The 14085-nt window shown below is 40.4% G+C and carries 12 protein-coding genes; 5 read left to right on the plus strand and 7 right to left on the minus strand.

Annotation, left to right across the window (positions count from 1 at the left end; all coding sequences use genetic code 11):
• The first annotated feature begins 14 nt into the window (after positions 1-14).
• The 3 genes from recO to RS893_RS07935 all read left to right on the plus strand — a co-directional run bounded on the left by recO (position 15) and on the right by RS893_RS07935 (position 4023).
• Positions 15-974 (plus strand): DNA repair protein RecO, encoded by a 960-nt coding sequence (gene recO, locus RS893_RS07925; protein ID WP_315790653.1) that lies wholly within the window; start codon positions 15-17, stop codon positions 972-974.
• Positions 961-2556 (plus strand): MFS transporter, encoded by a 1596-nt coding sequence (locus RS893_RS07930; protein WP_315791911.1) that lies wholly within the window; start codon positions 961-963, stop codon positions 2554-2556. The genes recO and RS893_RS07930 overlap by 14 nt, the downstream gene beginning before the upstream one ends.
• A gap of 318 nt (positions 2557-2874) precedes the next feature.
• Positions 2875-4023, plus strand: a complete 1149-nt coding sequence (locus RS893_RS07935; protein ID WP_315790654.1) for a glycosyltransferase family 4 protein — start codon at positions 2875-2877, stop codon at positions 4021-4023.
• A gap of 52 nt (positions 4024-4075) precedes the next feature.
• On the opposite strand, the gene recR is transcribed toward RS893_RS07935, so the two are convergent.
• Complete coding sequence (recR, locus tag RS893_RS07940) at positions 4076-4633, minus strand: recombination mediator RecR (RefSeq protein ID WP_016870206.1); 558 nt, start codon at positions 4631-4633, stop codon at positions 4076-4078.
• A gap of 188 nt (positions 4634-4821) precedes the next feature.
• Between recR and RS893_RS07945 the strand changes: the two genes are divergently transcribed.
• On the plus strand, positions 4822-5289 hold the full coding sequence (locus RS893_RS07945) for a hypothetical protein (RefSeq protein ID WP_315790655.1): 468 nt from the start codon (positions 4822-4824) through the stop codon (positions 5287-5289).
• Positions 5290-5539: 250 nt separating this feature from the next.
• On the opposite strand, the gene RS893_RS07950 is transcribed toward RS893_RS07945, so the two are convergent.
• On the minus strand, positions 5540-5938 hold the full coding sequence (locus RS893_RS07950; RefSeq protein WP_315790657.1) for a hypothetical protein: 399 nt from the start codon (positions 5936-5938) through the stop codon (positions 5540-5542).
• Positions 5939-6356: 418 nt separating this feature from the next.
• Between RS893_RS07950 and RS893_RS07955 the strand changes: the two genes are divergently transcribed.
• Positions 6357-6953, plus strand: a complete 597-nt coding sequence (locus RS893_RS07955) for a neutral zinc metallopeptidase (protein ID WP_315790658.1) — start codon at positions 6357-6359, stop codon at positions 6951-6953.
• A 443-nt stretch (positions 6954-7396) separates the two neighbouring features.
• Here RS893_RS07955 and RS893_RS07960 read toward each other — a convergent pair whose 3' ends face one another.
• From RS893_RS07960 to RS893_RS07980, 5 genes are all read right to left on the minus strand, one after another.
• Positions 7397-8656, minus strand: coding sequence for a glycosyltransferase family 2 protein (locus tag RS893_RS07960; protein WP_315790659.1), 1260 nt, complete (start codon positions 8654-8656; stop codon positions 7397-7399).
• A 220-nt stretch (positions 8657-8876) separates the two neighbouring features.
• Positions 8877-10247: a hypothetical protein gene (locus tag RS893_RS07965; protein WP_315790660.1), complete on the minus strand. Its 1371-nt coding sequence runs from the start codon at positions 10245-10247 to the stop codon at positions 8877-8879.
• Between the two features lie 9 nt (positions 10248-10256).
• Positions 10257-11909 (minus strand): cyclic peptide export ABC transporter, encoded by a 1653-nt coding sequence (locus RS893_RS07970; protein ID WP_315790661.1) that lies wholly within the window; start codon positions 11907-11909, stop codon positions 10257-10259.
• A 95-nt stretch (positions 11910-12004) separates the two neighbouring features.
• A complete protein-coding gene (locus RS893_RS07975) occupies positions 12005-13264 on the minus strand; it encodes a glycosyltransferase family 2 protein (protein WP_315790662.1) in 1260 nt (419 codons plus the stop codon).
• Positions 13261-14037: a hypothetical protein gene (locus tag RS893_RS07980; protein WP_315790663.1), complete on the minus strand. Its 777-nt coding sequence runs from the start codon at positions 14035-14037 to the stop codon at positions 13261-13263. Before RS893_RS07980 ends, RS893_RS07975 begins: the two co-directional genes overlap by 4 nt.
• Between the last annotated feature and the right edge of the window lie 48 nt (positions 14038-14085).

A 14085-nucleotide genomic window follows, 5' to 3' on the forward strand; every position in this document is an offset into this window, starting at 1 on the left:
TTGACAAAGGACAAATGAGTAGAACTTATAAGGCAACTGGTATTAATCTTAAAGCTCAGGCTTTTGGCGAATCTGACCGCCTTGTGACGGTTTTGACACAGGAATTTGGTTTGATTCGTGTAATTGCTCCTGGATCTCGCAAACATAACTCCAGCTTGGGTGGTAGGAGTGCAATGTTTGTTGTCAATGAATTGTTGATTGCCAAGGGGCGATCGCTAGATAAAATTACACAAGCTCAAACTGTAAAATCTTACCCAGGTCTGGCTCAGGACTTGGTAAAGCTAGTTGCTAGCCAATATTTAGCCGAAATCGCACTATGTCAGGCTTTAAGCGAACAACCCCAAGCAGAATTGTATGAATTATTAAATGAACATCTAGAACGTCTCGAAAATTTACCTAGCACAGCATCTAGCGTTATAGCTCAGTTGACACATGGACTATTTCAACTTTTGGCTTTAGCTGGATTCACGCCACAAGTACAAATTTGTTGTTTAACTGGACGCACGTTGAAACCAGATTTTCAAGATCCCCACTTGCGAGTTGGATTTAGTGTAAGTGCTGGTGGAACTGTTTGTTTAGCAGCTTGGGAACGCTTGAAGAAAAAAGGTGAAACTGAGAAAGTGGCAGAAGGCGAGAGGGGGAGATATAGTGTTTCCCCTCATACCCCTATACCCATACACCCACTCTCACGGGAAGCCGCTACGCGTCTGCACACCCCTACACCCCAAGCCTACGAAACCATTAACTATCAGCAAGAAATACCAGCGCTTTCTAAGCGCTTAGATGCTGAAGAATTGTCTATACTCCAGCAGCTGTCGCAATCAGAGATAATGCTAGATGCAGCCGAAAAAAATAGCTGGTTATCTGTTGAGCAAATTTTGCGTCAGTATGCTCAGTATCATTTTGGTCGTCCTATTCGCTCTGCTGCCTTGATTGATTCTTACTTTGCTGCTAACCATGATGCAATCGTCTGATTTGGATACAAAAATCCTGCCAATATCACCAAGCCATGTCAATAAACACAATAGAACATCAACGCCAAAATTACCAAATCACCTGAGTACGGTTCGGGAGACCACACCCAGCCAAATTCATCGCCAAGAAATGTCTGCAAAAGACCTTTCTCAAGACGAGCAAAATTGTACATCGGCAGCACCCCCAACCGATGTGGCAACGGAAACTAACTCCCATGAACCAAATGCCTCTGTATCGGAAAAGTCAGATGCAGAAAAAAAACCTGTAGGCACAGAAGCTACTGCAAATGATGCCCAGGAATATGGATTTTGGCCAGTATTGAAAAACCCTAATTTTCTAGCTCTTTGGGGTGGTCAAGTCTTCTGCCAACTGGCAGACAAAGTATATTTGGTGCTGATGATTGCCTTAATCAATACTCATTTTCAGACAGGCGCACAAACTATTAGTGCTTGGGTGTCAGCACTGATGATGACTTTTACTATACCAGCTGTGTTGTTTGGTTCTCTAGCCGGTGCGTTTGTAGACCGTTGGTCGAAAAAGCTAGTACTGGTAGGAACAAATATTTGGCGCGGTATCCTAGTTTTGATCATTCCCTCACTGCTTTGGTTAACTCAGGATTGGCAACCGATCGCAATGTTACCTGTGGGTTTTGTGATCATATTAGGCATAACTTTTTTAGTCTCGACACTGACGCAGTTTTTTGCACCAGCCGAACAAGCAGCAATTCCCCTAGTGGTAAAAGAGAAAGATTTACTCTCAGCTAATTCTCTTTACACCACCACTATGATGGCATCGGTGATTATTGGGTTCGCCATCGGTGAACCACTTTTAGCAGCAGCTGATCACTTGTGGTTACTCCTTGGTGGTAGTGACGGACTTGGTAAAGAAATAGTTGTCGGTGGTAGTTATGCGATCGCTGGCTTAATTTTGTTGTTACTAGTAACTAACGAAAAACCCCACGCAACCACAAAAGAATCTCCACACATTTTTGCCGACCTACGGGATGGTCTGCGTTATTTGAGAAAAAATCATCGCCTCCGCAACGCTCTGATTCAATTAATTATCTTATTTTCTGTATTTGCAGCCTTAACAGTTTTAGCTGTCCGCATGGCAGAAGTAATTCCTAACTTAAAACCACAACAATTCGGCTTTTTACTAGCATCTGGTGGTGTTGGAATTGCGCTGGGAGCAGTAATGTTAGGTCAGTTTGGGCAACGCTTCTCCTATACTCAGTTAAGTCTAATTGGTTGTGTTGGTATGGTTGCATCCCTCATTGGTCTATCAGTATTTACACAACAATTATGGGTTGTTTTGCCTTTAGTAATGTCTTTAGGTATTTTTGGGGCGTTAGTAGGCATACCCATGCAAACGGCTATTCAAACAGAAACACCTATAGAAATGCGGGGAAAAGTTTTTGGTTTACAGAATAATGTCATTAATATTGCCCTAACTTTACCCTTGGCATTAGCAGGTGTAGCAGAAACCTTCGTTGGATTACAAGTTGTATTCTTTGGATTGGCAGCGATCGTTTTTTTCGGTGGTTTATTAAACTGGTATATTTCCTTTTCTAGTAGAGATTAATACTTTTGTGTTAAGCTTAAATGCATAATAAAATCTCGAACGCCAGTAACTAGGGATCAAGTCTACGCAAAGCTAGACGCAGTTTTAGCGTCTAGTTATTCTGTAGTCATTTTATGCTAAGAAAGCGACTTATAAATAAAACAAATAAATAAAATCATATTTAAATAAAAAACATAAAATTTTGTATGTTAAGTGGGTACTGGCTGTGATTTATGATTAATCAACAAGCCAAAAAGAGTAAAATCACAAAAAACATCAGAGTAATGGTAAAAAGCTGATAAATTAAACCCGCTTTCCTAATAAATAATAAATTAAAGAATGCGTATAGCTTGGATTGGAAAAAAATCGCCCTTTTGTGGCAATGTTACCTACAGTCGAGAGATCACAAATGCTTTACTAGAGCAGGGACACCAAGTTAGTTTCCTGCATTTTGCTCAAGAAGAATCCAAACTTGACAATTGGCCAAATTGTCAAGAGGTGCCTTTACCTTTCATTTATAAGTCGCAGGTTTACACAATTCCCACCTTTAGAGCGACTAAGGTTCTGACTCAATCGCTCAGGCGAATTAAACCAGATATAGTTCATGCTTCCCTCACCTTATCTCCCCTAGACTTTGTTTTGCCAGAAATTTGTGAGGAATTAAATTTACCACTAGTTGCTACTTTCCACACACCGTTTGCAGGTAAAGGAGCCAAGCTGGTATCAGGGACTCAACTTTTGGCTTATCAACTCTACGCGCCTTTTTTAGGCAATTACAATCGCGTGATTGTATTTTCCCAAATTCAGCGCGAATTATTAGCACGCATGGGTGTACCATCAGAAAATATTGCTGTTATTCCCAATGGCGTGGATGTTAATAAATATTCTCCTGGTATTTCTCAAGTTAAAGCAGAATTTGATGCTGATCGCTTGTTTGTCTATCAGGGAAGGTTAGCTCCAGAAAAAAACGTGGAAGCTTTACTGCGCGCTTGGAAGCAAGCAGAAATGGCTACAGGAAGCAAGTTACTGATCGTCGGTGATGGCCCCCTCAAGTCTTCTTTGGAACCATTTTATAGCTCTGAGCATGGCATTCACTGGTTAGGTTTTGTCGCTGATGAAAATCGACGTATAGAAATTCTACGGTGTGCAGATGTATATATTTTACCTTCCTTAGTAGAAGGTTTATCTTTGTCATTATTAGAAGCAATGGCTTGTGGAGTAGCTTGTTTAGCCACTGATGTTGGAGCCGATGGAGAAGTGCTAGAAAAGGGAGCGGGTGTAATTCTTAATCCTAAATCAGTACGACCCCAACTGAGAACCTTACTACCGTTATTCCAAGACCACCCTGAGTTAACAACTTTGCTAGGGCAAAAAGCTAGAAAGCGAGTCTTAGAACGCTACACCCTTAGCACTAATATTGCTCAGTTAGAACTGTTATATGAAGAAGTGGTGCAACAACAAAGTCTACAGCTAACTCGAGGAGCCTGAGCAAATCAGTTATCAGTAAATAGATAAAACTGATAACTGATCACTGATAACTCTAATCCAACTCTCGTCGTCCTTCCAAGGCTCGCGCTAGCGTCACTTCGTCAGCATACTCTAAATCGCCACCCACAGGTAAACCAAAGGCAATGCGCGTCACCTTAGTAAATGGCTTGAGTAACTGACCGACGTACAGTGTTGTTGTCTCTCCTTCTACACTCGGACTAATTGCCAATATTACTTCTTTGGGTTTTTGTTGACTAACGCGCCGCACCAAAGGTTGGACTGTCAATTGTTCTGGGCCAATACCATCAATCGGGGAAATTACTCCACCTAAAACATGATACTTACCTTTGTACTCTCTAGTTTTTTCTAAGGCAATTACATCGCGGGAGTCTGCCACTATACAAATAGTACTGTTGTCACGACTGGGGTTACGGCAGATTTCACAAACAGGTTCAGCCGAAAGATGAAAGCACTCTTTGCACAAACCAATTTGCTTTTTGGCTTCAATTAAAGCTTGTGCTAAAGCTTCTACTTCTGCTTCTGGACGCTTCAAAATGTGCAAAGCTAGCCTTTGGGCAGTTTTTGGTCCCACTCCTGGCAAGCGTTGCAATTGTTCAATTAGCCGTGCTAAGGGACGTGCGTAAACCGTGGTTTTATCTCCAGTATGTTAGTACCATAACTATAATGGCATTTTTAAAGAATTTTGAGTAAATCTAAATTGGAATTAGGAAATCTCCTAGATGAGCGTGTAGCTTTACAACAAATACACAGAGATAACTGATAACAGAGGAGATTGCTATGACTGCTCAGGTTTGTGAGAAAATTATCTTTAATGGCGAAATAATACCAATATCATTTTGTATTCCATTGCCTGAGCAAAATTCAGTGATGAAATTAAATGATCAAGATATAAATATAGGTAATGATCATCCCTTGGTATTCTCAACTGCTTACTGGTGGCTCCCTATCGGAACTTGGGAAATCAAAAATGGTCAATTATATCTTGTAGATATATTTGGTCTTTACAAAATGCTTGATAAAGCTCCCACTCGTGCTAATTGGTTCAGTGGGGTGATCAAAATTCCTCAAGGGAAACTTCATCATCATGTTCACATGGGCTTTGGTTGCCTATGTGAGCGAGAGATTTATATAAAAATTAAGAAGGGAAAAGTTATTCAATCGCGTGTCATTGATAACCCACAACTCGGTTATAATAGCCTTGCTGAAGGTGAAAACTTATACGATGATGGCGATAATGGATGGTAATTATATTATGTCGGCTTGAACACTTGTATTATCCGTTGGGGTCAGTAATAAGTAATTGGTAATGGATTATTTTTTAACCATCCCCGATTCCAAGGTTTATACCCTAATCAATTAGTGGGACATGATATTAGTTCACATATTCATGACTAAAATCTGCACTGATTTTACACAGTGCAGATTTTAGTATTCACACAAGCACTAAAAAATTGATGTGCAATCGCACATTTCAACCACTAGTACCAACAGATACTTAGCGTCGCACTTGGGTAGTAGCGTCTTTACCTGCATCTACTACGCTATTTTTTGCTTGCTCCCCAGTTTTCTTAGCACCTTCTGCATAACCAGAGCCGAAATCTCTCAAGGCTTCTGCTGAATCTTCCCCAATTCTTTTGATTCTTTCACCAGGATTACCTTTGACTTCCTCAGCTTCTTTTTGCCACTCGCCTACTGTTCTTGGTCTTTGGGTATCATTCAAGTGAGCGCGATCGCGAACTTCCTTACCTAAAGCTTTGTTATCACCAGGAGTAACGTAGGTATTGGTGGTTAATAGGAGAACACCAAGCATCACAACAGCCAAAAAACGCTTAACTTGGAGTCCCTTTAACAAAGAACTGACACGAGCGATCGTATTAGAAATCAAATTGGTCATGAGTATACTCCGTGAGTTAATTTTTCATAATTTTGAGATAGCTGTCATTGGCTCACTCCAAAATAGGCTAATACCTTGAGAAACCAAACTTAGCTTCTAAGTACAATTAGCCTCTAAATAAGAGTTATAGGTTAGTAAGAAAATTTGATAAAAACCAACCTATTTCTGAACCAAGAGAGTTTTTTGAACACAAATATAAGACTACCTTTAAACAAATTATTATCCCTCTAACGAAAGTCAGAGCTTGATTCTGAAAAATGATAGCTATTCTAATTCTGAATGAATACGTACTTTATGCCAATCTCCGCAACCATACCATCCAAAGTTTTAACTTTTGTGTCTTTTGGGTAATATGTGCGCTTCTGACTGGAGATAGAAATAGTAACAATCCAGTATACAAGTGATATATGGGGTATCAATGAAAGTATGGAAAGCGCTTTATACCACTCTCCTCAGTATTGGGTATGTACTAACTTCTGCACCAGCTAAAGCACAAGAATTGTCGCCTCAAGCAGTTGTAGATGAAGTTTATACAGGAATTCAACATATTCACGGCTATGAAGCAACACCTCGGTTAATTTGGGACATTTCTCCAGGTGCAGCTGGTGACTGTGGTTATATTGATAGTAGCCAATATTGCCCACGTAACCACACTATATATATTACTAGACGAGATATTTATATGGCATATCAGCATGGAGACAGCGCTCTAGCTTACTTGATCGCGCATGAGTATGCCCATGCTATGCAAATTGCTTTTGGATTTAACCCTAGAGTGACACCTATATCAGAACTACAAGCTGATTGTTTAGCTGGAGTTTATATCGGATTGATCCCCAATATTGTTTTTGACAATCAAGATATTTTGGAAATTGCTTCCTTTGCTTATCGCGTTGGCGATTACGCATGGTGGAGTAGACATCATCATGGAACTCCTAAACAGCGTGTACAAGCTGTAGTGATTGGCTTAAGAGGTGCAACTAATGGTAAGGGTGTTACTGCCTGTCGATTGTAGTTAGCCCTTTATTCGCCAGTAACATCATTATCTGCCCTTCGGGCAAGGCAGAAGGTACCAGGGCAGGAGGCTCAGTTGGGAAGAAAAGTTTGAAGGTATGCCTTTTGCCTTGACCAAATTGGGTTTAAGACCCCCACCAAATCGCAGATTTGGTGGTCTACAATTACTGGGGGTCAGAATCCCCCAGGAACATTGAACCTTCTGCCAACTGAGCCTCCTGCCTCCTGTCTTCTTCAAATTTATGGAGATTTTTAACAGTAATACATCAGTGAGGCAAACTCTACAGAATGCGATCGCGTTAATTAATAAGTCGCCGTCATAAATCGAACGAGTCGGGAGAATCCTAAAAGAATTCGAGTGCATCTCACTGTATTTAAATTTTAGAGCGTACAACCAAATAAATTTAGGTTAATCAAGTGAGTGTTAGAGTTGTCTGAATCTTGTTAAAGTGAAACATTATTGCCAACTGACTGGCTTGAAAGTTGATAAGGTTGGTATTCGATTAATCGAATGTTCCAAGGTCCTTTAATCTGATAACTGATGCCACGCCATTCCACTTTTTGTATTAATATCGCCGATACGACCGTGACTGCATAAACTAACTGTGTCAATGGAATTGTCACCAAGATTTTTACCATCATTAAGGCAGAAAATCGCGTCGTCGATTCACCCCGCGCCCGAATCACTCGCTGCACAACTTGCTCCACCAATACTAGTTGCACTGCCATTGCCAGGATGTAACAGACAAATCCACCTGTTATGCTAATTGCAGTACCCATGTTGCCGCTAATTAATGCAATCAGCAGCAAGGCTATTGTCAGTAAAACAGCTGATGTGGATGCGAATACTTGGGCGACAACGAGTGGCCACTGAGGATTGTATAGCCGCGTGACTAGTAATTGGCGTGTAATGAAGCGCAAGCATCGAGCTAAATTGCATTCCTCACGATTGGGCATCATGACTGTAGGTACAAACTTCACGTTTAAGCCCATCGCTTGTAATGCTTTATAGATGGGGACATCAACGGAAACGCTTTGTTTCCATATCTCCAATAGCCCTGATTGCCGTAATACAGAAAGCCTCATTGCCATTGAGCCTCCCCAAGGCGCTTGGTGGATACACATGAAGATCACGGCTACTGTGTTCCATAGATATCTAACCAGCGAACCCCACTGTCGAGTTTGTGGCATGTACCAACGGTTTCCTGTAGTGGCTCCTATCTCCTCATCCATTAGAGGTGTAACTAGTTCACGTAGCCAGTTCGGATGGGCAATGACGTCAGCATCTATAAAAGCCACTACCTGATAAGAATCGTCTAGTGCCTCGATAGCTTGCACTAATGCACTGCCTTTAAGACTACAAGTGTTGTGCCGAGCAATTAAAGGGTTGACTTGAACGTGTATTGCTCTCGCTTGCTGAATCGTTTTGTTAACGATATTCCAGGCTGGATCTTGCTGACTATCAACGACGATGTGCAAGTTGTATTGCGGATAATTCTGGTGGAGCAGAGCTTGAACACAGTTGGTTAAGAATGGATCAGCACCTCGCAAGGAAAGAATAACTGCCGCTTTGGGTAACAACTCGTCTTCTATAATCTTTGAGTTTGGCAAATTCATTGATGAGACAAAAGCCAGTACATAAAGTGTCTGCAAAATTACAAAGACTGCTAAAACCCCAAAAAGAGCGATCGCTAATTCATTCATTAATTGACCTCAAACTCATTAACTTTGCTTGGATAAGCCATACATGTGAATAATCCATTGGATAGATGCATTGCTCATAGCTGCTAACTAAGGTGAAATGAGAGAAAATTTTCAGAATCAAAATATAATCACAACTTTGGTAATCTTGATCCAAGCATTAGATTCCAGTGTCGTTACTACTAATTACCTCATTTATTCCGGTTTTTTCGAGTCTTGAGTTTCACCACGAAGCTTTCACCTTGCTACCTTGTAGTATGTCAGGGTTCTCTAAACTTCTATTTCTGATGTTTCGAGAGACGAAAAAAGCGATCGCTAAAATTCTAAGTTTCTGGCTGATTGTATATAAAGTTAATTTCTCTGTTCCTTTTAACCTTTTCAAAAATTCAATTGGTGAACTAAAAATAGACCAAGGAAAGCAGTCAGCTGCTATTAATCGAACATTATGTTTTCCATAGCATAATATCAATCCTTGACAACCAGCATTCCATCTAAATATTTGTTCAATCCAAGCTTTTTTTGGTGACTTGTCTATTGTCATATCGGTAAAGTTAGGAGTTCTGTTGGTAGAAACAACATCTAAGAATATGTCGCCTATAAAGCCTGCATACTTGGCTAGGATAGTGAGATGGGTGTCTTCACTTCTTGTACCCGGATACCTTTGAGAAATTACAACTAATAAGCTGATCATCGCATCTATTTTTCCTGCTGTGCCTCCTCCTGGCATCCACTTAAAACCCTTATATTTACCATGAACTATATTTAAAAACCATTGGAGAGGTGGCACTTCCTCACTAAAGTTAGGTAGGAGGACTTTAGTTTCATCTACTATATATTTTTGATAAATAGCGAATCTATTTCTTGTACCAAGAATATCTATTTTGGGATGCTTCTCAAGTTCCCTTACCATTAACATTAAGCCGTTAGATGCTGGTTCTATAAATGCATAGTTTTGCTCTACTAAAAACTGAGATTCAGCATCAAAAGCAATCAAAATTTTAGGTGGTATCCATCCATTCTCTATACTTTTAAGTAGTAATGATTCATAAATATCTCCCAAAACTCGGATTTTTCCTGCTGCATATTCTCCTTCTTTTTGATGAACTATGAATATTCTGTGCTTACAATCCCGGCTATCAATATTTTTTAAGTAATAGGGTTTTCCTTCATATCTAAAATTGTCATATATTTTCGCTGGTATATTATTGGCTAATTTGTCACTAGTATATAGACAAACTACTTGAACATTTGGCAGCAAACTAAAACGATCAACAACAGACTGGGACTCATAACCATTATTCATACCAATAACAATATCAGCCATCATTCCTATTTCAGAGATTTGTGCAATGATTTTGGGAATAGTATATGGTAAATAATTTTCGGCTCCTGTTGCGGCAGCAACAACTCCTATTATTCTTGTGCAATCAAAAGTATTATTAGTTAAAGATTGAATCCATTCTCGATAAGACAAAACACTTTTGACATCTTCTTGTAATCTTTTGTTTTGTTGTTTACGTAATGAAAATTTTTCTTTTAATATCTTTCCTGGCAATCCAGATGTGACAAATTGCTTGAAAATTTTCAAAAACATTGTTTGACCCTATTCATTTACTGAAATATTTAGAAAAGCAGGACTTCTGTCATATTTCAATTTGCCGTATTCCAACTTTATGATACGGTCTGCAATGTAAAAATATCGGTCATCATGGGTAATAACCAGTACAGTTTTACCTCTATTTTTTAGTTCTGGTAAAAGTTGAGTGTAGAATATTTCCTTAAAGACAGGATCTTGATCTGAAGCCCACTCATCAAACATATAAATAGGACGATCTTCTAAGTAGGTAGTGAGCAAAGCGAGGCGTTTGCGCTGTCCTTGAGAAAGGTTTGTTGTAGAAAGCACACCATCTTTGACTTTAACTTTATGGTCAAGTTGTAGTTGCACAAGGTAATTTTGAGTTTGAGTGTCTAGGTTGCTATTATCCAAACCCAACAAACGCTCAAAAAGGTAGAAGTCAGAAAATACTACTGAAAATTGCTGACGATACCACTCTCTATTGTGATTATCGATTAGTTTACCATCTAAATAAATTTCTCCAGTTTCAGGGATATAAAGACCAGAAATTAATTTAGCTAGGGTAGACTTACCACTACCATTACCTCCGACTATAAAAATTAATTCTCCTGGATAGAATTTCAAGTTAATAGGACCAAGGATAAAGTTAGTTTCCTCTCGCTCCTGATAATATATATGAGTTACATTTACAAGTTCTAGATACTGCCAAAATTGACCTAAGGAAAGTATTTTTTCAGAGTAAGTTTCGTTGGAACTACTAGGTAATGAAAGTCCCAGAGACTCAACTTTTTTTAATGCTACTAAGGCTCTAGTTACAGTAGGCAGCATACTCATGATGTGTTCTAAAGGTGACATCATGTAGATGATAGTTAGGGCATAAGCAGAGATAATTGTAAAATGAATCTTTGTTAAAGAAGGTAGAGTGAATAAAAGCAAACCGATTGCAATAAAAAAGAGAATTTGTCCCCAACTGGCAGCAGCTGCAAAAACGCTCAAACCGAGAACGTTATGATGACGGTATGATAGGGCAGTAGTGCAAAGGTCTTCTTTGAGAAATGATTGTCGTCGCTGATGGTGCAGCTTAAGTTCCTTTGTGCCTTGAGTGATGGCGCAGAAGTGGTTAAATAACTTATCTTCCTGTTCGCGAGCCAATTCCAGCAAGGACATGGCTTTCATCATTGGTAGTAGATAGCTGAATATTCCCAGGAACAGAAAGCAAAGACCGATCACGAACACAGTGGTAGAAAGCCAACCAAGATAAATCAGGCAGGCAATAACAATGGCAATATTGATACAGAAAAAAGGAATAATCAGAACTGTACTAGAAATTGTTCGGATATCTTCAGTAAGGACAGCTAAAAGACGATAAGCACCAATTTGTTCTAATAGACGTAAGGGAGAAGCAAGAATACGGCGACTTAACAACATCCGTAGGTCAAGAATAGCTTTTTCTGAAAGATGGATGAGCAAGACTTGAGAAGCAAAATTAGCAATAAGCCGCACCAGACACAAAGCAACAAAGCTCGAAACTAAGGTAGTGGTCGATGGTTGATTTTGACTTAATGTGGCGTTGATTAGAGCAATCAAACCAGCAGCACAGCCACCACTAAGGATACCAGCCAATATAGCAAGGCTGAGGAGAAGAGCGGAAGTGCGTAACAGAAGGCGCAAAAGGTTCATGAAATTCCTCTTCAACAGCCAAAGGTTCAAATTGTAGAGTCTACAAATGCATCTATTCGAGTTAATGATGCGATCGCACTTAGTTGTCTAATTCTTTAAAGTGAAATATTAGTGTCAATAGGTTGCCTTGAAAGTTCATAAGGTTGGTATTCGATTAATCGAATGTTCCAAGGCCCTTTAATCTGATAACTGATGCCGCGCCATTCCACTTTTTGTGTCAATATCGCCGATACGACCGTGACTGCATAAACTAACTGTGTCAATGGAATTGCCACCAGAGTTTTTGCCATCATCAAGGCTGAAAATGGAGTCGTTGATTCACCCCGTGCCCGAATCACTCGCCGCACAACTTGTTCCACAAATACCAGTTGCACAGCTATTGCCAGGATGTAGCTAGCAAATCCTCCAGCTATCCCTAGTGCAGTACCTATGTTTCCCTTACTTAGTGCAATTAGCAGCAGCACTATTGTCAGTACAACAGCCAATGTAGATGTGAATACTTGGGCGACAATAAGCAGCCATTGAGGATTGTAAAGCCGTGTGGAGAGTAATTGGCGTGTAATGAAGCGCAAACATCGAGCTAAATTGCACTCCTCACGATTGGGCATCATGACTGTAGGTACAAATTTCACGTTTAAGCCCATCGCTTGTAATGCTCCAAGAATGGGGGCGTCAACGGAAATGCTTTGTGTCCATTTCTCCAATAGCCCTGATTGCCGTAATACAGAAAGCCTCATTGCTATTGAGCCTCCCCAAGGAGCTTGCTGGGTACACATAAAGACGACGGCTACTGTGTTCCATAGATATCGAACTAGCGAACCCCATTGTCCGCTTTGCGTTATGTACCAACGGTTTCCTGTGGTGGCTCCTATCCGCTCATCCATTAGGGGTATAACTAGTTCACGCAGCCAGGTGGGATGGGCGATGACATCGGCATCTATAAAAGCCACTACCTGATAAGAATCGTCTAGTGCTTTGATAGCTTGCACTAATGCACTGCCTTTAAGACTACATGTGTTGTGCCGAGCAATTAAAGGGTTGACTTGAACGTGTGTTGCTTGTGCTTGCTGAATCGTTTTGTTAACGATATTCCAGGCTGGATCTTCTTGACTATCGACAACAATGTGCAAGTTGTATTGCGGATAGTTCTGGTAGAGTAAGGCACGCACACAAGCAGCTAAGAATGGATCAGCACCTCGCAGAGAAAGAATGACTGCTGCCTTAGGCAACAACTCGTCTTGTATAGTCTTTGGGCTTGGCAAATTCATTGATGATACAAAAGCCAGTATATAAAATATCTGGAGAACCACAAAAGCTGTCAAAATCCCAAAAAGAGCGATCGCTAACACATTCATTGATTTACCTCAAACTCATTAACTTTGCCTGGATAAGTCACAAATGCGAATGATCCACAAACTTGTTTGTGCAGCAAGACGCTCACTCTTGATTCAGTTGTCCATCTGCGTAACACTTCTGCTTCGCACTCGCGATCTGCATCATCGAGCAAGATGAGTGCATTGTCACAAAGGTGCTGGCCAAGAACAGGCAAAAGTCCATATCGACCACCAGGAGTTTGATTACTAGGAGGACCGTCACAAATAACCAGGCGAAAATTATTTGGTAGACAAGAAAATGGAGGATTGTACCAACAAAAGCCTCCAAAGTTGTGTAAGGGCGATAGATAGAGATTGACTCCCGGAATTTTATAGCGTTCTAGCACGGTATTAACACGTGTATACCATTGCGGAATATGCTCCAGTGACCAAATCTCAACGCCACGCCGACCCGCAAGCAACCCCAGTAGAATAGTTGTGAGTCCGCTACCACACTCTAGAATAGGCCCAGGAGTCTTTACAGCCTGCTTCGCTACTTCCTCTAGGTAATCAAGGTTGGCAGCAAAATGATTATTCCCCCAACCTGCCAGCAATCCGGCAAGCATTTTGCGGGTTGGCATTTTACCTGGTGGGAAGTTGGCAATCTCTAGTAGCAACTCATGAAATGTGGGTGTAAACCACGCTTGTTGATACAACTTTAGTTGAGCATTGAGGAACTTGAAACCCCAAGCTGTGGTTGTGAGTATATTCCCAATCAGGTAAGGAATAGAGGAGTTTCTAAGCAGTTTTGTCATGACTTTAATTTTTTGAGAAGTTATGATCAGAAAAATTATCGAAATCTA

Source organism: Fischerella sp. JS2 (assembly GCF_032393985.1).
In the GTDB taxonomy this organism is placed as follows: domain Bacteria; phylum Cyanobacteriota; class Cyanobacteriia; order Cyanobacteriales; family Nostocaceae; genus Fischerella.

Bases quoted from the DNA above. Each gene is read 5' to 3' on its own strand.
- RS893_RS07980 (WP_315790663.1), bottom strand. From the start codon at position 14,037: ATGACAAAACTGCTTAGAAACTCCTCTATTCCTTACCTGATTGGGAAT.
- RS893_RS07955 (WP_315790658.1), top strand. From the start codon at position 6,357: ATGAAAGTATGGAAAGCGCTTTATACCACTCTCCTCAGTATTGGGTAT.
- RS893_RS07950 (WP_315790657.1), bottom strand. From the start codon at position 5,938: ATGACCAATTTGATTTCTAATACGATCGCTCGTGTCAGTTCTTTGTTA.
- recO (WP_315790653.1), top strand. From the start codon at position 15: ATGAGTAGAACTTATAAGGCAACTGGTATTAATCTTAAAGCTCAGGCT.
- RS893_RS07960 (WP_315790659.1), bottom strand. From the start codon at position 8,656: ATGAATGAATTAGCGATCGCTCTTTTTGGGGTTTTAGCAGTCTTTGTA.
- RS893_RS07930 (WP_315791911.1), top strand. From the start codon at position 961: ATGCAATCGTCTGATTTGGATACAAAAATCCTGCCAATATCACCAAGC.
- RS893_RS07965 (WP_315790660.1), bottom strand. From the start codon at position 10,247: ATGTTTTTGAAAATTTTCAAGCAATTTGTCACATCTGGATTGCCAGGA.
- RS893_RS07945 (WP_315790655.1), top strand. From the start codon at position 4,822: ATGACTGCTCAGGTTTGTGAGAAAATTATCTTTAATGGCGAAATAATA.
- RS893_RS07970 (WP_315790661.1), bottom strand. From the start codon at position 11,909: ATGAACCTTTTGCGCCTTCTGTTACGCACTTCCGCTCTTCTCCTCAGC.
- RS893_RS07975 (WP_315790662.1), bottom strand. From the start codon at position 13,264: ATGAATGTGTTAGCGATCGCTCTTTTTGGGATTTTGACAGCTTTTGTG.
- RS893_RS07935 (WP_315790654.1), top strand. From the start codon at position 2,875: ATGCGTATAGCTTGGATTGGAAAAAAATCGCCCTTTTGTGGCAATGTT.